Origin of the sequence: Pantoea sp. WMus005, from assembly GCF_013415305.1 — a bacterium.
Taxonomy (GTDB): Bacteria; Pseudomonadota; Gammaproteobacteria; order Enterobacterales; family Enterobacteriaceae; genus Pantoea; species Pantoea rara.
Map to the genome: position 1 here is coordinate 743030 of NZ_JACBXU010000001.1, position 23961 is coordinate 766990.

The window sequence follows — 23961 nt, forward strand, 5'->3', positions numbered from 1 at the left end:
TTTCGCAGCGATAATGATAATCGGTATCGTTTACACTTTACCTGTTTTTACTGTTTATTGACGCTGCTTAACATTCAAGAGGTTGGCGATGTTTGTTCCTTTTCTCATCATGCTGCGCGAAGGGCTCGAAGCCGCGCTGATAGTCAGCCTGATAGCCAGCTATCTCAAACGCACCCAGCGCACCCAATGGTTTCCGGCGATGTGGGCGGGCGTGTTTATCGCCGCTGCGCTCTGTCTGGGTCTGGGTCTGTTCATCAATGCCACTACCGGTGAGTTCCCGCAAAAAGAGCAGGAGCTGTTTGAAGGCATTGTGGCGCTGATTGCGGTGGTGATCCTCACCTCAATGGTGTTCTGGATGCGCAAAGTGGCCCGCAATATTAGGGTTGAACTTGAGCAGGCGGTCGATCAGGCGTTGCAACGCTCCGGTCGTGGCGGCCTGGCCCTGGTGCTGATGGTGTTTCTGGCTGTGGCACGTGAAGGGCTGGAGTCGGTCTTTTTCCTGCTGGCGGCCTTTACTCAGGATGTCGGTTATGCGCCGCCGATTGGTGCGGTGCTGGGTCTGGCAACGGCGGTTGTGCTGGGCATGCTGCTCTACTGGGGCGGTATTCGCCTTAACATGGCTCATTTCTTCCGCTGGACCAGCGTGTTCATTCTGTTTGTCGCGGCGGGCCTGGCCGCAGGTGCGATTCGCGCCTTCCACGAAGCGGGCTTATGGAATCGCTTTCAGGATATGGCCTTTGATCTCAGCAATACCTTATCGACCCATTCGCTGTTTGGCACACTGCTGGAAGGCATTCTGGGCTATCAGGAGACCCCAAGCGTCAGTGAAGTGACGGTTTACTTCGCCTATCTGATCCCGGCGCTGATTCTGTTCTTTATGCCTGCGCGTCCGGCTGCATCGGCCACGGTTTAATCAGACATTTTTTGGGCGCGGTCGGCGCGCCTGCAACTTAACAGGGAATATCGAGATGACAATGCGTTTCCGCCGCAAGGCACTGCTGCTTCCTCTGCTGGCAATTTCTGCTTCCGCGGCTGCGGCGGTTCCTCAGGTTACCGTTAGCGTCAACGACAAGCAGTGTGAGCCGATGAGCTTAACGGTCAAGGCCGGCAAGACCCAGTTTCTGATTAAAAACAACAGCCAGAAGGCGCTGGAGTGGGAAATCCTGAAAGGGGTGCTGGTGGTTGAAGAGCGTGAAAACATCGCGCCAGGCTTCAGTCAGAAGCTGACCGCCAATCTGGAAGCCGGTGAATATGAGATGACCTGTGGCCTGCTGAGCAACCCAAAAGGCAAGCTGATTGTGCAGGCGGGCGAGGGCGCAGCGAAAAGCAGCACGTCGGCACGGATGCAGCTGGAAGGTCCAATCACCGAATATAAAGCTTATGTGACGGATCAGGTGAACCAGCTGGTCAGCAACACCCAGGCGTTCACGGATGCCGTTAAAGCGGGTGATGTGGAAAAAGCCAAAGCGCTGTTTGCCCCAACGCGTCAGTATTACGAGCGTATTGAGCCGATTGCTGAGCTGTTCTCCGACCTCGACGGCAGCATTGATGCCCGTGAAGATGACTACGAAAAGAAAGCGGCCGATCCTAAGTTCACCGGTTTCCACCGTCTTGAAAAAGCGCTGTTTGCTGATAACAGCACCAAAGGCATGGCGGACTACGCAGATAAGCTGAATAAAGACGTGAAAGATTTGCAGGTGCGCATCAGCGAACTGGCCTTCCCGCCAGCTAAAGTGGTTGGCGGCGCGGCTGGTCTGATTGAAGAAGTGGCCTCCAGCAAAATCTCCGGTGAAGAAGATCGCTACAGCCGTACCGACCTGTGGGACTTCCAGGCGAACATTGATGGCGCGCAGAAAATTGTTGAGCTGCTGCGCCCGATGGTGAGCAAAGCGAATCCGCAGTTGCTGGCCAAGGTTGATGCCAACTTCAAAAAAGTCGATGCAATCCTGAGCAAGTACCGCACCAAAACCGGTTTCGAATCTTACGAGAAACTGACCAGCGCCGACCGTAACGCGCTGAAAGGACCGATCACCGCGCTGGCGGAAGATCTTTCATTACTTCGTGGCACCCTGGGTCTGGATTAATCATGAGTCGTAAGGAAGATGACGCGCAGCCTGCGCGCCGTCGTTTACTGAAAGGCCTGGGTCTGCTGGGCGGCGCGGCGGCAATCGGCGGCGGTTGCCCGTTCCATGCCGCTGCGGCGGACAGCTTTTCGCCGGGTACGGTAACGCCGCAGGCACGTCAGCAGACACAACCATTCTACGGTCCACATCAGGCGGGGATCACGACGCCCCAGCAGGCATCGATGATGCTGGTGGCGTTTGACCTGCTCAGCAGTGATAAAGCGGAGCTGAAGCGTCTGTTTCAGCTACTGACGCAGCGTATCGCCTTCCTCACCACGGGCGGTCCGGCACCCGCGGTGACTAATCCGCAACTGCCGCCGATGGATTCCGGCATTCTTGGGGCGACTATCGCGCCTGATAACCTGACGATTACCGTGTCGGTCGGCCATTCGCTGTTTGATGAACGCTTTGGTTTAGCACCGCACAAGCCGAAAAAATTGCAGCCGATGACGCGCTTCCCGAATGATTCGCTCGATGCCAGTCAGTGTCATGGCGACCTGCTGTTGCAGATCTGTGCCAACACGCAGGATACGGTGATTCATGCGTTGCGCGACATCATCAAGCATACGCCTGACCTGCTGGGCGTACGCTGGCGGCGCGAAGGTTTTATCTCCGACCACGCGGCACGCAGTCAGGGGCAGGAGACGCCAATCAATCTGCTGGGCTTCAAAGATGGCACCGCTAATCCGGATACGCACAATCCTGCGCTGATGAATCAGCTGCTGTGGGTGACCGCCGACCAGGGCGAACCGGACTGGGCGCGAAATGGTAGCTATCAGGCTGTGCGTCTCATCCGCTTTCACGTGGAGATGTGGGACCGCACCCCGCTGGGTGAGCAGCAGACCATCTTTGGACGCGAGAAGCTGAGCGGCGCGCCACTGGGGATGAAGCATGAACGTGACGTTCCGGACTATGCACGCGACCCGGACGGCGATGTTATTGCACTGGATGCGCATATCCGTCTTGCGAATCCCCGCACGCCGGAGACTGCCAGCAGCCTGATGCTGCGACGCGGCTACAGTTACTCCGCGGGTATCTCTGCATCCGGCCAGCTGGAGATGGGATTACTGTTTGTCTGCTATCAGCACGATCTGGAACGCGGTTTCCTCACGGTGCAGCAGCGTCTGAACGGTGAAGCGCTGGAGGAATATATCCGGCCATTTGGCGGCGGGTACTTTTTCGCTTTACCTGGTATTCCTGACGCCAGCCATTATTTAGCGCAGTCACTGCTGGAAGCCTGATTAAATTTTAACCATTGTGGGCGAGCCTGATTCTGGCCGTCCACTTATTCAGTTTCAGCGCTAAGCCTGCTGAGTTTAAACTGAGATTTCACGGATGTCTGGTCCAGATAAAATATGCTAATTCACTGAAATGTATGAATTTTACATTCTGGCGTAAAAGAAAGATCTGCGCGTACTAAGCAATTCCTTTATCAGCAGGTAAAATTACTGTTGCAAAGCTCCAGTAAAATGGTGCAATTTATTAAACAGGCGTAATCGGATGTGTTGATGTATCACACTGGAGTTCGCGCATGGGTCGAGTCTTTAATGGAAAGTCACTGTCACTGAATAAATTGCGCCTGACCGCGAGGGCAATTCTGCCTCGTTATTTCTCCCTTCTTTCAACCCATTCTTTTGTCCTGTCGCATTCTGTTTTATCCGGTGTTCAGCCACGCCAGTGCGTTGTTGTATACCCACTATCCTGTCCTGTCATGGCTCTAAAGGAAGCCAACTGAAACCTCTAAAGCGTTCACGTAATCGCAACAGGCCACCGGCCTCGCGCAGGAAATGAAACCAACTGAAAGGTGCCACTATGGGAAGACAGAAAGCAGTGATCAAAGCGCGTCGTGAAGCCAGAAGAGTGCTTCGCAGTGACTCACGCAGTCATCGTCAGCGCGAAGAAGAGTCGGTCACTTCGCTGGTGCATATGAGTGGACTGGATGCCATTGGCATGGCGCGCGATACGCGCGACCGGTTGCCGATTGAAGCCCGTAATGAAGCTCAGGCGCACTATCTCAATGCCATAGGAACGAAACAGCTAATCTTCGCAACCGGTGAAGCCGGATGCGGTAAAACCTGGATCAGTGCCGCGAAAGCGGCTGAGGCCCTGATTAATAAGGATATCGACAGGATTATCGTTACGCGCCCGGTACTGCAGGCAGATGAGGATTTGGGCTTCCTGCCCGGTGATATTTCTGAGAAATTCGCCCCTTATTTCCGCCCGGTTTATGACATTCTGGTTAAACGTCTTGGCGCATCATTTATGCAATATTGTCTGCGTCCGGAAATTGCCAAAGTAGAGATTGCGCCCTTCGCCTATATGCGTGGCCGCACCTTTGAAAATGCAGTGGTAATTCTGGATGAGGCGCAGAACGTGACCGCTGCGCAGATGAAAATGTTCCTGACCCGACTGGGCGAAAACGTCACAGTCATTGTTAACGGCGATATTACCCAGTGCGACTTGCCCGCTGGGGTGCCTTCCGGTCTCGCGGACGCGCTGGCGCGTTTTGAAGAGGACGAGATGGTAGGCATTGTGCGCTTTGGCAAAGAGGATTGTGTGCGTTCTGCGCTGTGTCAGCGCACCCTGCACGCGTATAGCTAGCGTTTGATTGAGTAGAAGTGTAGCGCCCAAACCCGGCTCCGGCCGGGTTTTCTTTTGTCAGCTTTAACGATCATTCTCTGTTAGTCAGTTTTTTGGCAAATTGCATAGATGGACGTTCTATTAGCCTGAAGCTGGCATAGGCAAGCAGGCCTGAGAGCATAGCTGATAGCAGCATATTGATATAGGGTGAGCCTGGAATGAACGATGCAATAATTTGTTGCATTGGAAACGCCCATAAATATATTCCATAAGATATATCATGCTTGATTTTGATTTTGTTAATAAATGATAAGGAGGAAATATAAAGTAATAAAAAGGATGTGAATATATAAAACAAGGCGGTTTTTGTTAAATCATTATTTGCCAGGAAGAAAATCAGTAAAGCAACCACTGCCAGTACTAAGAACGATGTGGTTGTGATTTTCTCTTTGAATATAGCCAGAAGGCACCCGATTGAGAAAAACGGGTACAACAGATAGATGCTTGGGTCATCTGATTTCGAAATCAGCATTCCTTTAAACGGAGTAAAGGGTTCGATGAGTATGGCTAGCGAGATCATCGCGATAAATGCTTTTTTGTAAGGTCCGAAAACAAGGCTCACTAAATATATGATCAATAAGTAAAAATAAGCCTTCACCTCTATGGGGATAGTCCAGAGAGAGCCATTAACGGCCGTTAGTGTATTGTGGGTGAAGACTCCAGGCAGCGTATACTGGACATTAAATTTCAAGGTCCTGACAATGTAATGTAAGGTCTCTTTGGATGTGAAATACTCTCCAACAGAAACGCTACTTAACCATGGGCCAATAATCAAAGTAAAAGTAACAATAACTACCAGGTATGCCGGATAAACCCTAAAAACTCGCGAGGCTACATAATGCGCTATTCTCCCATTACTAAGCAGGCTATTGGTAACCAGTAATCCACTGATGAGGAAGAAAGCTTTGACGGCTACACCACCAAACGCAACATACCCCAGTAATGTAAAATTATAAAGAATATCATTGCTACCAATAGCAGGAGACAAGGCAAATGCATGCGAGTAAATAACAAAGAGTGCGCATGCAATCCTGATTAAGTCGAGATTGTTATTACCTTTATCCAAAAATTGACTTACTGGCAAATGCTTCATCAGGGGCGTTACTCCAGAATAAATTTATAATTAGTTAGTCTTTTAATACAACCTACCCATATGTACGAAATTAATACGTCTGGCAGAATGTGGCCTTGAAAAGAATGGATTCGCGTCTCTCACCCTGCGAACAGCGTCGCAGGCTTGGTTATACGACGGGCTGCGCACGCGGTCTTGCCCGCCGGGGATTTTTACTCCCTCTTTCTGATGCAAAAAAAAGCCTGAACTTTCGTTCAGGCTCTTCTTTGAAGATGGCGGTGAGAGAGGGGTTCGAACCCTCGATACGTTGCCGTATACACACTTTCCAGGCGTGCTCCTTCAGCCACTCGGACACCTCACCAGATTTACTTCACTGACCGCGCTGGGTCAACGGGGCGGTACTATAGGGAGTCGGCTGAAAACGGTCAAGCACTATTTTCCTCTTTTGTTCTATTCGCTTAAGCTCTGAACGAATCGATTTACTGCGGCATAAAACCGGGGATTTATGCCGCATAGCGTGCCCCGTCAAAGGCTAAATCAGCTCTTTACCCGGTTCGCGAAACTTTTGCGTAGCTTTTGCAGTTTCGGTGGGATGACCGCCATGCAGTAGCCGTTGCGCTGGCCCGCGCCTTCCCAGTAATCCTGATGATAGGCTTCAGCCGGATACCACTCTTTCAGCGGCTCGATAGTGGTCACTACCGGCACCTCATGATCGGCCTGAGCACGGGCAATAGCCGCGTGCGCTTCCGCTTGCTGCTCTGCATTAGCCGGGAAGATCGCCGAGCGATACTGGGTACCGATATCGTTACCCTGACGGTTAAGCTGGGTAGGATCGTGTGTCACAAAGCTGATATCCAGCAGATCGCCGTAGGTCACTTTCTCTGGATCAAAGCCAATGCGTATCGCTTCGGCATGTCCGGTTGCCCCGCTGCAGACCTGCTCATACGTTGGATTAGGACGGGCACCGCCGGTATAGCCGCTTTCAACCGACTCAACGCCGATCACATCCTTAAATACCGCTTCGGTACACCAGAAACAGCCACCAGCGATAACTGCGTATTCGATTGCCATAATAATTTACTCCTGTCAGGTCGAAAGAGGTGAATGGGGGCGCGGCAGACTGCTTTCAACTAGATCAGCATCTCCGGTTTAAAATCGCCGCTCTTATCGAGCATTTTGTCGCTCATCACGCTGAAGCGGCCTTCGCCCGTGTAGTGCAGGGTAGCGGGATATTCCGGCTGCTCGGCGACATGGGCTTTCACAATCTCAAAAATAAACAGGTTGTAGTTGGCGACCATCGAATCGTCATAGAGCTGACATTCAAAGCTGGCAAAACATTCGGCAATCATCGGTGCGCCCACGACCTGAGCGGGTTCCGGGGTCAGACCAAATGCTTCAAACTTATCAAGCTGGTCGCCGTGGCTATTGCCGATGGCGACAACCTCATCAATGAGGGAAGCGGCGGGGATATTCAGAACGCACTGACCGCTATTGCGGATCAGCTCGTGGCTGTGATTCATTCCGGAAATCATGCAGCCGACCAGGGACGGCGAGAACTCCAGAACTGTGTGCCAGCCGAGCGTCATGATGTCGTGCTGATCCTGATACTGGGAACTGAGCAGCAGCACGGGTCCGGGTTCAAGGTACTTGCGGGCTTTGCTGACCGGAAAAGCATATTTGTGCATGCGTTGGCTCATGGCGTAACTCCTTTAACGGAAGGGTGCCATTAAGTGTAGAGCACACTGCGGGCGCAGCAGGAACACCCGTGGTCAGAAATGCGAGGTGGATGAGGGCGTTTGGGCAGATTCAACATTTTTAGCGGCCGTTACGCGAGCCTAAGGTTTCCTTAATATAGCCTCGCGATACTGCCAGCATTAACTGAGGATGATGCTATGAAAACTGCTCCTGTTACCCTGTCTGCCCCTGTTTCGCGTCCGATGAGTGAATATGCTGCATTGCTGATTGCCGCAGCCACCGTTGTTCTTTTCCTGTCAGCCTGGTTTGCTGCTTAAAATTTAACGACGGCGCGGCATCCGCTTCGGTCGCGACGATTCTCTAAGAAAAACTGAAACCGGTGTAGCTGGACGATACGGCTGACGATGCTCAGCCCGAGTCCGATACCGCCGTAGCGACTGTCCATGCGGATAAATGCTTTACTCAGCTCGCCACTTTTACTCTCATCAATGCCAGGCCCCTCATCTTCCACCACCATCATCAGGTGGGGCACAGAGAGCAGCTGTACACTAATAGTGCTGTTCTCCGGGCTATAGCGATGGGCGTTTTCGACCAGGTTTCGCAGCAGCATCTTCAGCAGCGTGGCGTCACCGCGCACAAACTGCTCCTGCGGCAGATCAAGCACCAGTGTCTGCTGATGCGCCTCCAGCATGATACTTAGCTCTGCTTCCATCGGCAGGATCACATCTTCGATCAGCCCGACGTTCTGATAGGTGCCAGAGGTAAACGACTGTCCGGCACGCGCCAGATTCAGCAGCTGCGACACGCTATGCGTCATCTGATCCAAACGCTGCACCAGCGGCTGAACTTTGATATCGCTGTTACGTTCAATTAATTCCAGATGCAGGCGTAATCCCGCCAGGGGCGTACGTAACTCGTGCGCCACGTCGGCGGTGAACAGCCGTTCGCGTTCCAGACTGCTGTTCAGGCGGGCGACCAGCTGGTTGATTGCCTGAGTGACCGCATCGATCTCATGGACCTCACTGTAGCAGGCGACGGGTTCGAGATTCTCTTCGCTGCGACTCTCCAGCTCACGCTGCAACTGATACAGCGGCCGGGTGATCCACTTCACCGCCTGATAGCAGAGCAGCAGCGTCAGGGTAATCATCACCAGACTCGGTACCGCCAGACTGGCCACCGCTTCATGCACTTCACGCTTAACGTGACTGTCCATGTTGCGCTTCTGCAGCTGCGCCTCTACCAGAAACTGAATCTGCTCTTTACTCTCATGCCACAGCCAGACCACGCTGATGACCTGGAATACCAGCAGGATCAGACCAATGGTCAGGATGAGGCGAAAGCGCATACTGCGGTGATCGAAACGTCTTATCATGTTCCCTCGCGAACGCCATCCTGCGTCACCAGTGCATAACCAAAACCGCGCACGGTGCGGATGGCGCTTTTACCAATTTTGTCGCGCAGATTATGGATGTGCACTTCCAGAGTATTAGTAGAAGGCTCGGTCTCCCAGTTATAAATATCCTGATAGAGAATTTCACGGTGTACCGGATTCCCGGCCTTGAGCATCAGCCGTGACAGAATCGCAAACTCTTTAGGCGTCAGATCCAGAAGGAGATCGTTGAGCATGATCTGACGATGCGTCATATCCAGCGCCAGCGCACCCACTCTGACATGACTGTCGCCCTGATTAACGTGACGGCGAATCAGTGCGCGGATACGCGCCAGCAACTCATCCAGCGAAAACGGTTTGATCAGATAGTCGTCCGCACCAGCGTCGAGACCGGCAATGCGCTCGCTGATGGTGTCGCGCGCGGTCAGGATCAGCACCGGCGTCATCTTCTTCTGGCGACGCAGTCGTATCAGGAAATGCAGGCCATCTTCGTCCGGCAAACCAAGGTCCAGCACCACCAGACTATAGAGGCCGCTGGCGAAGTGCGCTTCAGCATCCCGCACCCGCGTCACGCCGTCGCAGACATAGCCTTCACCTTCCAGCGCCAGCATCAGCCCCTGCAGCAGCAGGGCATCATCTTCCACTATCAATATTTTCATTAAGGTTGGCTCCGACACGCCGTCAAAATATCATCCGCAGGCACATATTCATGGGTCGCGGTGCCGGTTAATCCCAGCATGGTTGAGAACAGATTATCCTGTGAAAATTCGTCTGTCGCCGCCAGTTTATTCAGGCAGCCGCGATTAACCGCATAACGTTTCTGATAATCATCGGAAAGCCAGATCAGCAGCGGCACATGTTTCTGGGTATCCGGCGCGATGGCATAGGGCAGGCCATGCAGGTAAGCGCCATTTTCACCCAGCGATTCACCGTGGTCAGAAAGATAAACCAGGCTGGTGGTGAAGCGATCCTGATGCGCACGCAGAACATTTATCGCTTTATCGACGATATGATCCACATTGACCAGCGTGTTGTCATAGGTGTTGATCAACTGCTGTTGCGAGCAGTCCTGAATCTGATTGGTATCACAGGTCGGTTCAAACTGACGGAACTGCGGCGGATAGCGATGGCTGTAGGTCGGGCCATGACTGCCAATGGTGTGCAGCACAATCACCGCGTTGCCTTTTAGCTGGCTGATGTATTCATCCAGTCCGTGAAACAGCACGTCGTCATAACATTCACCTTCAATACACATGCCGGGCAGGTTCAGGCTGGTCATATCCTGATGCGGAACGCGATCGCAGGCACCTTTACAGCCGCCGTCGTTCTCATTCCACAAGACGCTGATCCCCGCGCGCTGAATCACATCCAGCAATCCTTCCTGGTGTGCGGCCAGTACATCATCGTAATGCGCGCGCGGCATGTCAGAGAACATGCAGGGCACGGAAACCGCTGTCGCCGTGCCGCACGAGGTGGTGTGCGGGAAATAGATCACATCATCTTTCGCCAGTAAGGGATTGGTCAGACGACCGTAACCGCCGAGCGAGAAGTTTTGTGCACGTGAGGTTTCACCCAGCACCAGGATGGTCAGATTGGGCTTGCCACTGCTGCGGCTGGGCTGCAGGTGCGCATCTTCACCGATACGAATCAGCGGCGCGTTCTGCAACTGCTCATGCTTATACCAGGAGAGTGTCGCCGCAATGCTGTTAGACGGGCTGAGCGCTTTAACCAGTTCGCGATTGTTGCGGAACAGTGAGGCGTAATCTTTGTAGAAGAGCAGGGCGACCAGCACGATCAGTGCGGCTGACAGCAGCACGCTGAGCAGTCGCGCCAGTACCCCGCGCCACTGCTGCTTTTTGATTCGCGGCCAGAACACCAGCAGCGCCATCAGAACGCCCGAGGTGAGCAGGGTGAGCAGCAGCTTCGGCGTAATCAGCGCAAAGGATTCCGACGCGGTGGTATCCATCATATTGGTGATCATCGAGCGATCGACCACAATATTATAAGTCTGAATAAAATACTGAGCCGACGCCGAGAGCAGTATAAACAGTGCGGCCAGCAGTCGGTCCAGCCAGATAAAAGAGGCCAGCGTAATCACGATGTTAATCACGCTAAAGGCGACCAGCGGCATTGATAAAAACACCAGCGTGGTGTGCAGGTTGTTGAGCGGCATCACCGCCAGTACCTGACGGTAATAGACAATATTAAGGAAAACCGCGATATAAACGGCAGCCAGAATCAGCAAGGTAAGGCGGCTAATCAGCGGCCTCTTGAGAGTAAATGCCATATGAGCAGGAACCAGCGTAATAAAAGTGTCATGAGATTGCGCTTTCAATATTAGGAATACCTTAAGATGCTTAAGGTTCGGGGCAGGTCCTCTCTATAAAGAGCAATACGGCGGTGACTCCAGCCAGCCGTGGATCGGGTCCGGCCTGTTCATGAAAGACCATGTCAATCAGAACGGAACGTTTATGCTGACTTAACCGCAGCGGCTGGCATGAAAACTGCATCTTTCTGGCATTACCCCTGTTAATGACTACACTGAATGTGAAGATGTTCTCAGTTAGGCAGTATTGTCAGCAATGCGCTTGCAAGTTTGAGGAGTGTGACCTATCAAATCACCACGTTTTATCCCTCAATCACCGCTTTATCAGAATTTCCCGCTTGCTGACCTGACTGCGTCAGGACATTCTTGTTTTAACTCAATGTTTTATTAAATTTCGATTTTCAGGAGACGTAACGTGACTCAAGCGGCAGACACCCATGCCAGGTACCCGACATTAACGAGCGGGCAGTACGCCTTCTTTTTTGATGTCGACGGCACGCTGGCAGCGATTCAGTCCCGTCCCGAAGCGGTATTCATTCCTGAGCAGGTCATCGCACAACTCCAGCAGCTCTCTGCACTCTCTGGAGGCGCACTTGCGCTGGTTTCCGGCAGACCTATTGAACAACTTGATGCGCTGGCTGCGCCGTGGCATGGCCCGGCTGCGGGCGTGCATGGTGCTGAGCGCCGTGATGCAGAGGGTAATCTGCAACGTATCAGCCTGCCGACTGAAGTCGAGCAACCGCTCAGAGCGGAGCTGCAGGAGGCAATGGCTTCCTGGCCTGGCACCCAGCTGGAGATCAAAGGCATGGCCTTTGCCCTTCACTACCGTCAGGCGATGCAGCATGAGCAGGATGTGATGCGTCTGGCTGAGCAGTCAGTGAAGCGCTTCCCCGGACTGGCGCTTCAGCCCGGAAAATGTGTGGTTGAGATCAAACCCGCAGGTATTGATAAAGGCGCCGCCATTGGCGACTTTATGCAGCAGTCCCCTTTTGCCGGACGAACGCCGGTCTTTATTGGCGACGATCTCACTGATGAGAAGGGCTTTCTGGCCGTCAATGAACGCCAGGGCGTCTCGATCAAAGTCGGCGAAGGTTCCAGTCAGGCCGATTATCGGCTTAGCGATGTCGATGCGGTTTATGGCTGGCTGGAAAGAACATTATTACTATTAGAGCAAGACAACGTCGGTAAGGAGTTTAGGTTATGAGTCGTTTAGTGGTTGTATCTAACCGTGTCGCCATGCCAGATGGGTCTAAAACCAGCGCTGGCGGCCTGGCCGTCGGTATCCTCGATGCACTGAAAAGCACTGGTGGAATGTGGTTTGGCTGGAACGGTGAAATCAGCGAGTTCACAGGCGAAGACGTTGAAGACGTCAAAGTTCAGGAGCATGAGGGTATCGAGTATGCCTCGTTCCCGCTGAGCCAGAACGATTACGATCTCTATTATTGCCAGTTCTCTAACACGGTTATCTGGCCCGCCTTCCATTATCGCCTCGACCTGGTGCAGTTCCAGCGTGAAGCGTGGGAAGGATATTGTGACGTCAATGATGCAGTAGCACAGCGTTTAAAACCGCTGATTAAGCCTGATGACATTGTCTGGATCCACGATTATCACTTTTTACCGTTTGCCGCCGCATTGCGTCGGGCGGGCATTAATAACCGCATCGGTTTCTTCCTGCATATTCCATTCCCGACGCCTGAAATCTTTAACGCACTGCCTCCGCACAAAGAGCTGCTGGAAATGCTGTGTGAATATGACCTGCTGGGCTTCCAGACTGAATCCGACCGGGTGGCGTTCCTCGACAGCGTCAGCCAGCTCACACAGTTACAGAATAAGGGCGACAAAAAACATCGCGCCTTTGGCAACACCTTTATGACTGAGGTGTATCCGATCGGGATTGAGCCAGACAGTATTAAAGAGATGGCAGAAGGACCGCTGCCGCCGAAAATGGCGGCTATGAAGAAAGAGCTGGGTGATGCACGCAATATTATTGCCTGCGAACGTCTCGACTATTCCAAAGGTCTGCCAGAGCGTTTCCTTGCCTATGAAGCGCTGCTGGAGAACTTCCCTGAGCATCGCGGCAAGATCCGTTATTCGCAGATCGCGCCAACCTCGCGTGGCGATGTGCAGGCGTACCAGGATATCCGTCATCAGCTGGAGACCGAAGCCGGGCGCATCAACGGTAAGTACGGTACGCTGGGCTGGACCCCGCTCTACTACCTTAATCAGCATTTCGACCGTCGCCTGTTGATGAAGATCTTCCGACTCACCGATGTCGGTCTGGTGACGCCGCTGCGTGACGGCATGAACCTGGTGGCGAAAGAGTATGTTGCTGCGCAGGACCCGGATGATCCAGGTGTACTGGTGCTGTCGCGCTTTGCCGGCGCGGCCAATGAGCTGACGTCAGCACTGATAGTCAATCCTTATGACCGTGATGAAGTGGCCGCTGCACTGGATAAGGCCATTACCATGCCGCGTACCGAAAGGATTTCACGCTACAACGACATGATGGCGGTATTGCGTAAGAATGATATTACTGCATGGCGTGAAAGCTTCCTGAAAGACCTGGAACGCATCGACCCACGCAGCGTTGACCACAACACGGCCAACAAGGTTGCGACCTTCCCAAAACTCGCCTGAAATAAGTCCTGATTAAGGTGTTGAAAGCAGTGATACCCAAACGGTGGTATCACTGCTTTTTTTTTGGCGTCGATCACAGAAAGCACGCGACGTATCTGTTAACGACTTACCGTGCGATAGCACGCTGACCCGTTTAAAGACTTCCTGGAGTGGCCTGATTAATGCAGGTGAACCCGTAAACCCCGCCAAATCAGGCTCTGAGACTTTCTTTACCTTCTTAACTCAAGTTCTTCACCAGACTGCCGATAGTAATAGTGCCAACGCATAACCTCTTGTTAATTCATTCGACTTTCTTATGTAACCCCTTGTCAGAGTGGATGTTGGATCCTGAACACACTGCTGTTGCTGTTAATACCAGGTTACCATAAATCTCTCCTGATACCGTAGAAGTCTTAACGATTTCATTACTCACCTCCTGCGATACTCCCCTTAAGTAACTAATTTAGAAGCAATTACCTGTCTGCCTTGTCAGCATAATCTTCTGATAACTCTTGTTTATCTGGTTCTAAATAGGGTGTTAAAACGAATAACACCCAATATTCATTTCGGACTGCTCAAAGCGTCGAATAGCGATGGTTTTACCCCCTATTAAACCTTTCTCAGGACCAATTGGACTTAAAAACGGGATTTTTTGTACAAAAAACGATCAGTAAGTAAGGAACCGTAAAGCTTTGTTGAAGAAATTTGCGTTAAAAGTGTGATCCACGTCACACTTTATCTAAAATTACGCTTCCCTGTCGTTGTATGTGGAAATCAGACGATATAGATTTGCGTTGTTTTCGGAATAGTCCTAAAAAACGTAAGAAGATGTCACGGAAGATGTCCAGAACTCGAAAATAGAATGGCATGGATTTTCGACCTTCAGTGGGTCTGAAACCCACAAAAAAACAGAAGGCGAAAAACGGTGACATTAAGGTTATGTGAGGTTTTTTTTGCCATCTTTTGATTTAACAAACAGCAGCTCGAACTGCAGATAATAATCTGCGATACAGTTACGTCGCATCTCTCAGGATGGAAAAAATAATGAATACCTCTGAAGTACTAAAACATATTTACGACCTCAACTTGTCTTATTTACTTCTGGCGCAGCGTTTAATTAACCAGGATGAGGCGTCTGCAATGTTTCGTCTCGGAATTGACGAAAAAATGGCAAACACATTATCTGAATTAACATTGCCTGAGATGGTGAAAATGGCGGAAACCAATCAACTGGTTTGTCAGTTTCGTTTTACCGAAAGCAGCACCATTAATCGTTTGACGCAGGAATCACGCGTGGATGATTTACAACAAATCCACACCGGAATTTTATTATCCAGCCGTTTACTGCGTAATGCGTCTAAAGATGAAGCGCCAGCTAAAAAGAGAGCAATGTCATGAGTGAGAAAAGTATTGTTCAGGAAGCCCGTGATATTCATCTCGCGATGGAACTCATCACTTTAGGTGCGCGCTTACAGATGTTAGAGAGTGAAACTCAACTGAGCCGTGGTCGTCTGATCAAGCTCTATAAAGAATTGCGTGGCAGTCCGCCACCGAAAGGCATGCTGCCTTTCTCCACGGACTGGTTTATGACGTGGGAGCAGAACATTCATGCTTCTATGTTCTGTAACGCCTGGAAGTTTTTACTGAAAACTGGCCTGTGCAGCGGCGTCGATGCCGTGATCAAAGCTTACCGCCTGTATCTTGAACAGTGTCCTCAATCGGACGAGGGCCCACTGTTGGCGCTGACTCGTGCCTGGACCCTGGTCCGATTCGTTGATAGCGGTATGCTGGAACTGGCAGATTGTAAGAGCTGCAACGGTAGCTTTATTAACCATGCACATCAGCCGGTTGGTAGCTTTACCTGCAGCCTGTGCCAGCCGCCATCACGTGCCGTAAAAAGACGTAAACTTTCTGCAGAACCTGCCGATATGTTTCCACAACTGCTGGATGAACAGGTTAAACACGCCGTTTAAATTTGTTCGCATTGTGGAAGTCATCCAGCAGCGGTTAATACCGCTGCTTTTTTTTTGCTTGCGGTTCAGGAATAACACCTGCGGCTCACTGGCTTAACTTCCACCAACACGTTACGGACGTAAGGATATTTTTGTGCTGATAATTATAGGTTACCTGATTGTTTTAGGCTCCGTGTTGGGCGGATATGCGCTGGTAGGTGGCCATCTGGGCGCGCTTTATCAGCCCGCTGAGTTATTAATGATCGGCGGCGCTGGCGCAGGTGCTTTTTTAGTCGGCAACAATGGTAAGTCGATTAAAAAAACACTGAAAGCGTTGCCTAAGTTATTTCGCGGCTCCAAGTATAATAAAGCCGTTTACATGGATTTAATGGCGCTGCTTTATCGCCTGATGGCGAAGTCGCGTCAGCAAGGGATGTTATCGCTGGAACGCGATATTGAAGATCCGAGCCAGAGTGAAATTTTTGCTAATTATCCCCGCATTCTTGCCGATAAACAGTTAGTAGATTTTATTACTGACTATTTACGCCTGATGGTGAGTGGCAACATGAACGCCTTTGAAATCGAAGCGTTGATGGATGAAGAGATTGAGACCTACGAACACGAGTGTGACGTACCAGCGCAAAGTATTGCTGCAGTGGGTGATGGTCTTCCTGCATTCGGTATCGTCGCTGCGGTAATGGGCGTAGTTCATGCGCTGGCTTCTGCTGACCGTCCGGCTGCTGAGCTGGGTGCGCTGGTGGCACATGCGATGGTGGGAACCTTCCTGGGTATTTTACTGGCGTATGGGTTTGTCTCTCCACTGTCATCAGTACTGCGTCAGAAGTGTGCGGAAACGACCAAGATGATGCAGTGCATTAAGGTGACATTGCTGTCGAGCCTGAATGGTTACGCGCCGCAGATTGCGGTGGAGTTTGGTCGTAAGACGCTTTACTCCGCTGAGCGCCCATCGTTCAGTGAACTGGAAGAGCATGTGCGTAACGCTAAGAACCCGGCTAAACAGACTTCAGACGAGGCTTCATGAAACACGGCAATCGCCCAATTGTGCTGATTAAAAAGCGCAAACATAAAGGCCATGAAGGCAGCCACGGATCGTGGAAAATTGCCTACGCCGACTTTATGACGGCGATGATGGCCTTTTTTATGGTGATGTGGCTGCTGTCGATCGCCAACCCGCAGGAGCTGGTGCAGATAGCAGACTACTTTAAAACACCGCTGAAGGTTGCACTTACCGGCGGGGCGCGCAGCAGCGATAGCGAAAGCCCGATCCCCGGCGGCGGTGATGATCCAACGAAAAAGATTGGCGAAGTGAACAAAGTCGTCGATATGGATGCACAGAAACGCAAGCTGGAAGAGATTCGCCTTAACCGTTTGCGTGAAAAGCTCGACCAGATGATTGAAGCGGATCCGCGTCTGAAAGCGCTGCGCCCGCATCTGATCATCAACATGGTGGAAGAGGGGCTGCGTATTCAGATTATCGACAGCCAGAATCGCCCGATGTTTAAGACCGGTCGGGCCGAGGTGGAGCCTTATATGCGCGATATTCTGCGTGCCATAGCGCCCATCCTCAACGACATCCCTAACCGCATCAGCCTGGCCGGCCATACCGATGATTTTCAGTATGCCAACGGTGACAAAGGCTACAGCAACTGGGAACTGTCGACCGACCGCGCTAACGCCTCACGCCGTGAACTGGTAACGGGCGGCTTAGACAGCGGAAAAATTTTACGGGTGTTAGGCATGGCCGACACCATGAGCCTGAAAAATCGTGGCGGTAATGACGCAGTTAACCGCCGCATCAGCCTGCTGGTGTTGAACCATGACACTGAAGCGGCAATAGAAAAAGAGAACGCAGAAAGTGATGCCGTCCAGATCAGCGATCCGGCGGCCATCCAACAGATTACCGCACCTGCAACACCAGGCAGCGCGGTGAATACAGCAGCCCCCTCACAGCCGAGGTGATTCCCGTGAGTATGGACATCAGCGATTTTTACCAGACGTTTTTTGATGAAGCCGATGAGCTATTAGCGGATATGGAACAACACCTGTTGGGCTTAGACCCGCAGGAGCCAGATTCGGAACAGCTTAACGCCATCTTCCGTGCCGCTCACTCCATTAAGGGTGGGGCCGGAACCTTTGGTTTTACGGTATTACAGGAAACGACTCATATCCTGGAAAACATTCTGGATGGTGCTCGTCGCGGCGAGATGCAGCTCAGCACCGACATCATCAACCTGTTTTTGGAAACCAAAGATATTATGCAGGAACAGCTCGATGCTTATAAAACCGCGCAGGAGCCTAACGCGGAAAGCTTCAAATATATCTGTGAAGCGCTGCGCCAGCTGGCGTTAGAGGCCAAAGGTCTGCCGGTTGACGCACCGGCCAGTGTGACAACTGCCAGCGCAGAGCCTGTCAGTAACAGCGGCCTTCGTGTCCAGTTGATCGATCTCAAAGAGAAAGAAGTCGATCTGATGCTGGAAGAGATGAGTAATCTCGGCACGCTGACCAATGTGCAGAAAGGCAGCAACATGCTGGATGTCTGCATCGATGGCGTTGGTAAAGATGACATCGTGGCGGTGCTTTGCTTCGTGATCGACGAAGCGCAGATCCGTTTCCCGGCTGCTGACGAAGCGGTTGCAGATCCGGTAGCTGTTGCTGCCGTTGCTGCACCCGTGGTGGAAGAAGTTCACACTGCGACCGTCACCGAACTGCCAGTGGCAGCGGCGAAGCGTGAAACTAAGCGCGCCGCGGCACCAGCCAAATCGAGTGAATCCACCAGCATCCGTGTGGCCGTGGAGAAGGTCGATCAGTTGATCAACCTGGTGGGCGAACTGGTCATTACCCAGTCAATGCTCGCGCAGCGTTCCGGTGAACTGGATCCGGTGGCGCATGGTGACCTGCTGAACAGCATGGGTCAGCTGGAGCGTAATGCCCGCGATCTGCAGGAATCGGTGATGTCGATTCGTATGATGCCAATGGAGTATGTCTTCAGCCGCTTCCCGCGTCTGGTGCGTGACCTGGCAAGCAAACTCGGCAAAGAGGTCGAACTGACTCTGCTGGGCAGCTCAACTGAACTCGATAAGAGCCTGATTGAACGCATCATCGATCCATTAACGCACCTGGTGCGTAACAGTCTTGACCACGGTATCGAAACCCCGGAGAAACGTCTGGTGGCCGGTAAAGTGGCTACCGGTAACCTGACGCTTTCTGCGGAACATCAGGGCGGCAACATTTGTATTGAAGTCTCTGATGATGGTGCCGGTCTGAACCGTGAACGTATTCTGGCGAAGGCGCTCTCTTCGGGCCTGCCGGTGCACGAGAACATGAGCGATGAAGAGGTCGGCATGCTGATCTTCGCGCCGGGCTTCTCGACAGCAGAGCAGGTGACGGATGTTTCAGGACGCGGCGTCGGTATGGACGTAGTGAAACGAAATATTCAGGAGATGGGCGGTCACGTCGAAATCGCCTCGAAGCAGGGCAAAGGCACCACCATCCGTATCCTGCTGCCGCTGACGCTGGCCATTCTTGATGGCATGTCTGTTCGCGTCGCCGATGAAGTCTTTATTCTGCCGCTGAATGCGGTGATGGAGTCACTGCAACCGCGCGCCGAAGATCTGAAACCAATGGCCGGTGGCGAGTGCGTGCTGGAAGTACGTGGCGAATATCTGCCACTGGTCGAGTTGTGGAACGTCTTTGATGTGCAGGATGCCAAAACCGAAGCCACCCAGGGCATCGTAGTGATCCTGCAAAGCGCGGGCAAACGCTACGCGCTGCTGGTCGATCAGCTGATTGGTCAACATCAGGTGGTGGTGAAGAATCTGGAAAGTAACTATCGCAAAGTGCCGGGCATCTCAGCTGCCACCATTCTTGGCGATGGTAGCGTAGCGCTGATTGTTGATGTTTCAGCACTGCAATCACTTAACCGTGAAAAACGTGTGGCTGGCGCTGCCGCCTGATTGATAACGAAAGGGTAAATAACATGAATGGAATGGCAACCGTGACAAAAATCGCTGGCGAAACCGTGGGTCAGGAGTTTCTGGTCTTCACGCTGGGCGACGAAGAATACGGCATCGATATCCTCAAAGTTCAGGAAATTCGCGGTTACGATCAGGTAACACGTATTGCGAATACGCCTGAATTCATCCGCGGAGTCACTAACCTGCGCGGTGTTATCGTGCCGATTATCGATCTGCGTGTGAAGTTTGCGCAGCCCGATGTTGAGTACAACGAAAACACCGTGGTTATTGTGCTGAATCTGGAAAACCGTGTGGTCGGTATTGTGGTTGACGGCGTCTCTGACGTGCTGTCACTGACCCAGGATCAGATTCGTCCTTCACCAGAGTTCGCTGTGACCATGTCTACCGAGTACATGACGGGTCTGGGTGCACTCGGTGACCGCATGCTGATTCTGGTCGACATCGAGAAGCTGCTGAGCAGCGACGAGATGGCGCTGGTTGATAACCTGCGTAGCGCGTAATCGAATCTTCACGGGCCAGTTATGGCTGGCCCGTGATAATTTCCTCATGTGATAATCCCTTTAAATTCATAGAATAAAGTTACGTCCTCCCTAATTTCCTGCGATCACCTGCCGATAATCCCTGAGTCACTTTTTAATTACCTACTTTGTTCAGGGTTACTCATGTTAACGAAAATCCGTGTTGTCACCAGCCTGTTACTGGTGTTGCTGGTGTTCGGGCTGTTACAGGCCTTCTCCGGTTCTGTCTTTTACTCCGCATTAAGTCACGATAAGCAAAACTTCGCCGTATCCCAGCTGGCCATGCAAAATACGCAGGGGCTTAATGATGCCTACATGAGTCTTAACCAGAGCCGTGTATTGCTGACCCGCATTCAGCTGCGTTTTGCCACCAGTAAACTGGAAGGCAAACCGGCGGATGTTGCTACGCTGTTTGAAGAGAGTCAGCGTTTCCAGCAGGCGGCCGCGGGCTTCTACAAGGCGTTCAGAGAGACGCCAGAAACCCCAGGAATGGATGAGCAACTCGGCAGCCAGCTTGACCAGCGCTTCAGAGACTATGCGGGCGCGCTGAGCAGCCTGCAGAGCGCGCTGCAGGTAAACGACATGGTCGCGGCCGCTAAAGCCCCGGTCGCACCGAGCCAGAGTGCATTTCTGACGCTCTACCGTGAGTGGCGCGCTGACCAGAGTCGTCTGACCAGCCTGGGCGTGGCAGAAAACAGCAGTGCCTATACCCGTATGATGTGGATCCTCTCCATCATTATGGTCGCGGTGGTGGCGGTGATCGTGCTCTGCTGGTTTGGCCTGCGCAAAATCGTCATAACGCCGCTGAACAGCAGCATTAACCACATCCAGCATATCGCCCAGGGCGATTTAACCCAGCCGATCGTGGTGGAAGGGCGCAACGAGATGACCCAGCTCGCAGCCAGCCTGCATGATATGCAGCAGTCGCTGGTGCGCACCGTGACCAATGTGCGTGAAGGATCGGATGCGATCTTCACCGGCGCCAGTGAGATCGCTAGCGGGAACAATGACCTGTCTGCCCGCACGGAACAGCAGGCTGCCTCACTGGAGCAGACGGCGGCCAGCATGGAGCAGCTCACCGCGACCGTGAAGCAGAACGCCGAAAACGCCCGCCAGGCGTCACAGCTGGCACACAGCGCCTCCGAAACCGCAGAAAAAGGCGGCAACGTAGTGGCGGGTGTGGTGAAAACCATGAGCGAAATCGCTGGCAGCTCGAAGAAGATTGCGGATATCACCAGTGTGATTGATGGCATTGCGTTCCAGACCAATATCCTGGCGCTGAATGCAGCGGTTGAGGCAGCGCGTGCCGGGGAACAGGGGCGTGGTTTTGCGGTGGTAGCCGGTGAAGTGCGGAGTCTGGCGCAGCGCAGCGCCCAGGCAGCTAAAGAGATCAAAGGCCTGATTGATGACTCTGTGAACCGGGTCAATGTGGGTTCACAGCTGGTCGGCACCGCCGGGGAAACCATGAGCGATATCGTCAGTGCGGTTACGCGCGTCACCGACATCATGGGCGAAATCGCCTCGGCGTCGGACGAGCAGAGTCGGGGTATCGATCAGGTCGGTCAGGCCGTCACCGAAATGGATCGCGTGACCCAGCAGAACGCCTCGCTGGTAGAGGAGTCCGCAGCGGCGGCGGCCTCGCTGGAAGATCAGGCCAGCCGGTTAAGCCAGGCCGTGTCGGTCTTCAGAATCAAACGCGAAGCCAGGCAGACGCTGACAAAGCATCTGCCGATTGCCGCGCCCGCCACGGCGACGCTGGCCACTCGCAAAGCCCTGACGGCACCGGTCAGTGATACGCACTGGGAAACTTTCTGATGTAAAGCTGCGCATCCTGCGGGATGCGCAGCATCCACCCCGTTATTCCTCTGCTTAAAGCCAAACTCAGCAGCTCATGCTGATAAAAATAATTACAAAAGCCACTTCTCTTCTGAAAGCGTCGAAAAGCGTTAACTAATCCCGTCAGTACGCCGATATAGCCGCTGCACCTAAATTAACCTGCAGGGGAACATGATGTTAAAAAGAATAAAAGTGGTGACCAGTTTAATCGCAGTCCTGATTATCTTTGGCGCGCTCCAGTTAGTCGCTGGCAGCCTTTTCTGGTCGGCCCTCAATAAAGATAAAGAGTCCTTTGCGCTGTCGCAGGTCTCTAATCGCAACGTCACCGAGATGACGGATGCCTATATTTCCTTAAACAACAGCCGTACCACACTGAACCGCGGCATGCTGCGCTTACAGACCAGCATGGCATCACAGATGAATGGCGGTCAGCTTGAGGATCTGATCAATAAAGCCAGTAAGCAGCTGGTGGAAGCGGATCGCCACTTCAAAATCTATTACCATCTGCCGACAACACCCGGTCTCGATGAGACGCTGGGCGACAAGCTGGAAGCCGATTACGCCAATTACGAAAATGGCCTGAAAGCGATGGTGAAAAGCCTGCAGGCACGTGACCTGGAAGGGATGTTTAAACAGAACATAGAACAGAAACAGGTGGCGATGCAGGAGAGTTACAACAAATGGCGTGAGCTCCAGACCGCGCTGTCCGATAAGGGCATGGCGCAGAACCAGAAAGCCTTTACCCAGATGATGTGGCTGCTGGTCATTATTGGCGTCGCCGTGCTCGCGGTGATTATCTCCTGCTGGTTTGGCCTGCGTCAGGTGCTGATTCAGCCGTTGCAACAGCTGCTGACACAGATTCGTGCTATCGCCTCTGGCGATTTAACCCAGCCGATTGTAGTGGAAGGGCGCAATGAGATGAGCCAGCTGGCGGCAGGTATCCATGAGATGCAGCAGTCGCTGGTCATGACGGTGGGTAATGTCCGTGATGGCTCTGATGCCATCTTCACCGGTGCCAGCGAAATCGCCGCCGGTAACAACGACCTTTCATCCCGCACCGAAGAGCAGGCTGCCTCACTGGAACAGACTGCAGCCAGCATGGAGCAGCTCACGGCGACCGTGAAGCAGAATGCGGATAACGCCCGTCAGGCGTCGCAACTGGCCCTGACCGCCTCCGAAACCGCACAACAGGGCGGTAAAGTGGTGGACGGCGTGGTCACCACCATGAAAGAGATCGCCGGAAGCTCGAAGAAAATCGCAGACATCATCAGCGTGATTGACGGCATCGCCTTCCAGACCAACATCCTGGCGCTGAACGCAGCCGTTGAAGCGGCGCGTGCCGGTGAGCAGGGTCGCGGTTTTGCGGTGGTGGCGGGCGAAGTGCGCAGTCTGGCACAGCGCAGCGCCCAGGCCGCGAAAGAGATCAAAGGCCTGATTGAAGACTCCGTTTCACGCGTCAACAGCGGTTCACTGCAGGTTGAAAGCGCCGGCAGCACCATGAATGAGATCGTGGGCGCCGTGACCCGCGTGACCGACATCATGGGTGAAATCGCCTCAGCGTCCGATGAGCAAAGCCGGGGTATTGAGCAGGTCGGACTGGCTGTTACTGAAATGGATCGCGTGACCCAGCAGAACGCCTCGCTGGTGGAGGAGTCTGCCGCCGCTGCCGCTGCACTGGAGCAGCAGGCCAGCGTACTGACCCAGGCCGTCTCCGTTTTCAAAATTTCCCGCGCCTGATTTCCCGCCTTTCACGATGGCGGCGGCGTAAAGCCGCCGCCGTACATAAAGTTCCCCCTGA

At 52.9% G+C, this 23961-nt stretch carries 20 protein-coding genes and 1 tRNA gene; 14 read left to right on the plus strand and 7 right to left on the minus strand.

What is annotated here, in order from left to right; genetic code table 11:
• Positions 1-88 precede the first annotated feature (88 nt).
• The 4 genes from efeU (at position 89) to phoH (ending at position 4724) form a co-directional block, all read left to right on the plus strand.
• The gene (gene efeU / locus HZZ01_RS03230; protein ID WP_179895481.1) at positions 89-913 is read left to right on the plus strand and encodes an iron uptake transporter permease EfeU; all 825 of its coding nucleotides are present in this window, start codon (positions 89-91) and stop codon (positions 911-913) included.
• A 55-nt stretch (positions 914-968) separates the two neighbouring features.
• Positions 969-2084 (plus strand): iron uptake system protein EfeO, encoded by a 1116-nt coding sequence (gene efeO / locus HZZ01_RS03235; protein WP_179895482.1) that lies wholly within the window; start codon positions 969-971, stop codon positions 2082-2084.
• A 2-nt stretch (positions 2085-2086) separates the two neighbouring features.
• The gene (gene efeB / locus HZZ01_RS03240; RefSeq protein WP_013358242.1) at positions 2087-3364 is read left to right on the plus strand and encodes an iron uptake transporter deferrochelatase/peroxidase subunit; all 1278 of its coding nucleotides are present in this window, start codon (positions 2087-2089) and stop codon (positions 3362-3364) included.
• 571 nt (positions 3365-3935) lie between these two features.
• The gene (gene phoH, locus HZZ01_RS03245; protein WP_003852284.1) at positions 3936-4724 is read left to right on the plus strand and encodes a phosphate starvation-inducible protein PhoH; all 789 of its coding nucleotides are present in this window, start codon (positions 3936-3938) and stop codon (positions 4722-4724) included.
• Positions 4725-4794: 70 nt separating this feature from the next.
• Here the strand turns inward: phoH and HZZ01_RS03250 are convergent, their stop codons facing one another.
• The 7 genes from HZZ01_RS03250 to eptA all read right to left on the minus strand — a co-directional run bounded on the left by HZZ01_RS03250 (position 4795) and on the right by eptA (position 11207).
• Entirely contained in the window at positions 4795-5856 is a 1062-nt protein-coding gene (locus HZZ01_RS03250; RefSeq protein ID WP_179895483.1) for an acyltransferase, read from the minus strand.
• A 252-nt stretch (positions 5857-6108) separates the two neighbouring features.
• Positions 6109-6196, minus strand: a tRNA-Ser gene (locus tag HZZ01_RS03255).
• Positions 6197-6372: 176 nt separating this feature from the next.
• Complete coding sequence (gene msrA, locus HZZ01_RS03260; RefSeq protein ID WP_179895484.1) at positions 6373-6906, minus strand: peptide-methionine (S)-S-oxide reductase MsrA; 534 nt, start codon at positions 6904-6906, stop codon at positions 6373-6375.
• Positions 6907-6965: 59 nt separating this feature from the next.
• A complete protein-coding gene (locus tag HZZ01_RS03265) occupies positions 6966-7532 on the minus strand; it encodes a flavin reductase family protein (protein WP_179895485.1) in 567 nt (188 codons plus the stop codon).
• A 311-nt stretch (positions 7533-7843) separates the two neighbouring features.
• Positions 7844-8902, minus strand: a complete 1059-nt coding sequence (pmrB, locus tag HZZ01_RS03270) for a two-component system sensor histidine kinase PmrB (RefSeq protein WP_179895486.1) — start codon at positions 8900-8902, stop codon at positions 7844-7846.
• Complete coding sequence (gene pmrA / locus HZZ01_RS03275) at positions 8899-9579, minus strand: two-component system response regulator PmrA (RefSeq protein ID WP_179895487.1); 681 nt, start codon at positions 9577-9579, stop codon at positions 8899-8901. Before pmrA ends, pmrB begins: the two co-directional genes overlap by 4 nt.
• Positions 9579-11207: a phosphoethanolamine transferase EptA gene (gene eptA, locus HZZ01_RS03280; RefSeq protein ID WP_179895488.1), complete on the minus strand. Its 1629-nt coding sequence runs from the start codon at positions 11205-11207 to the stop codon at positions 9579-9581. The genes pmrA and eptA overlap by 1 nt, the downstream gene beginning before the upstream one ends.
• A gap of 454 nt (positions 11208-11661) precedes the next feature.
• On the opposite strand from eptA, the gene otsB reads away from it, so the two are divergent.
• The 10 genes from otsB (at position 11662) to HZZ01_RS03330 (ending at position 23900) form a co-directional block, all read left to right on the plus strand.
• Positions 11662-12450: a trehalose-phosphatase gene (otsB, locus tag HZZ01_RS03285; protein ID WP_179895489.1), complete on the plus strand. Its 789-nt coding sequence runs from the start codon at positions 11662-11664 to the stop codon at positions 12448-12450.
• On the plus strand, positions 12447-13883 hold the full coding sequence (gene otsA / locus HZZ01_RS03290) for an alpha,alpha-trehalose-phosphate synthase (RefSeq protein WP_179895490.1): 1437 nt from the start codon (positions 12447-12449) through the stop codon (positions 13881-13883). Before otsB ends, otsA begins: the two co-directional genes overlap by 4 nt.
• Before the next feature lie 1023 nt (positions 13884-14906).
• A complete protein-coding gene (gene flhD, locus HZZ01_RS03295) occupies positions 14907-15260 on the plus strand; it encodes a flagellar transcriptional regulator FlhD (RefSeq protein ID WP_179895491.1) in 354 nt (117 codons plus the stop codon).
• Positions 15257-15835, plus strand: coding sequence for a flagellar transcriptional regulator FlhC (gene flhC, locus HZZ01_RS03300; RefSeq protein WP_010258532.1), 579 nt, complete (start codon positions 15257-15259; stop codon positions 15833-15835). Before flhD ends, flhC begins: the two co-directional genes overlap by 4 nt.
• 133 nt (positions 15836-15968) lie before the next feature.
• Positions 15969-16856, plus strand: a complete 888-nt coding sequence (gene motA, locus HZZ01_RS03305; RefSeq protein WP_003849139.1) for a flagellar motor stator protein MotA — start codon at positions 15969-15971, stop codon at positions 16854-16856.
• Complete coding sequence (gene motB / locus HZZ01_RS03310; protein ID WP_179895492.1) at positions 16853-17794, plus strand: flagellar motor protein MotB; 942 nt, start codon at positions 16853-16855, stop codon at positions 17792-17794. The genes motA and motB overlap by 4 nt, the downstream gene beginning before the upstream one ends.
• 11 nt (positions 17795-17805) lie before the next feature.
• The gene (gene cheA / locus HZZ01_RS03315; RefSeq protein ID WP_179897036.1) at positions 17806-19788 is read left to right on the plus strand and encodes a chemotaxis protein CheA; all 1983 of its coding nucleotides are present in this window, start codon (positions 17806-17808) and stop codon (positions 19786-19788) included.
• A 23-nt stretch (positions 19789-19811) separates the two neighbouring features.
• Positions 19812-20309: a chemotaxis protein CheW gene (gene cheW / locus HZZ01_RS03320; RefSeq protein ID WP_090960141.1), complete on the plus strand. Its 498-nt coding sequence runs from the start codon at positions 19812-19814 to the stop codon at positions 20307-20309.
• A gap of 162 nt (positions 20310-20471) precedes the next feature.
• Positions 20472-22142 (plus strand): methyl-accepting chemotaxis protein, encoded by a 1671-nt coding sequence (locus HZZ01_RS03325; protein ID WP_179895493.1) that lies wholly within the window; start codon positions 20472-20474, stop codon positions 22140-22142.
• Between the two features lie 195 nt (positions 22143-22337).
• On the plus strand, positions 22338-23900 hold the full coding sequence (locus HZZ01_RS03330) for a methyl-accepting chemotaxis protein (protein WP_179897038.1): 1563 nt from the start codon (positions 22338-22340) through the stop codon (positions 23898-23900).
• The last annotated feature ends 61 nt before the right edge of the window (positions 23901-23961 follow it).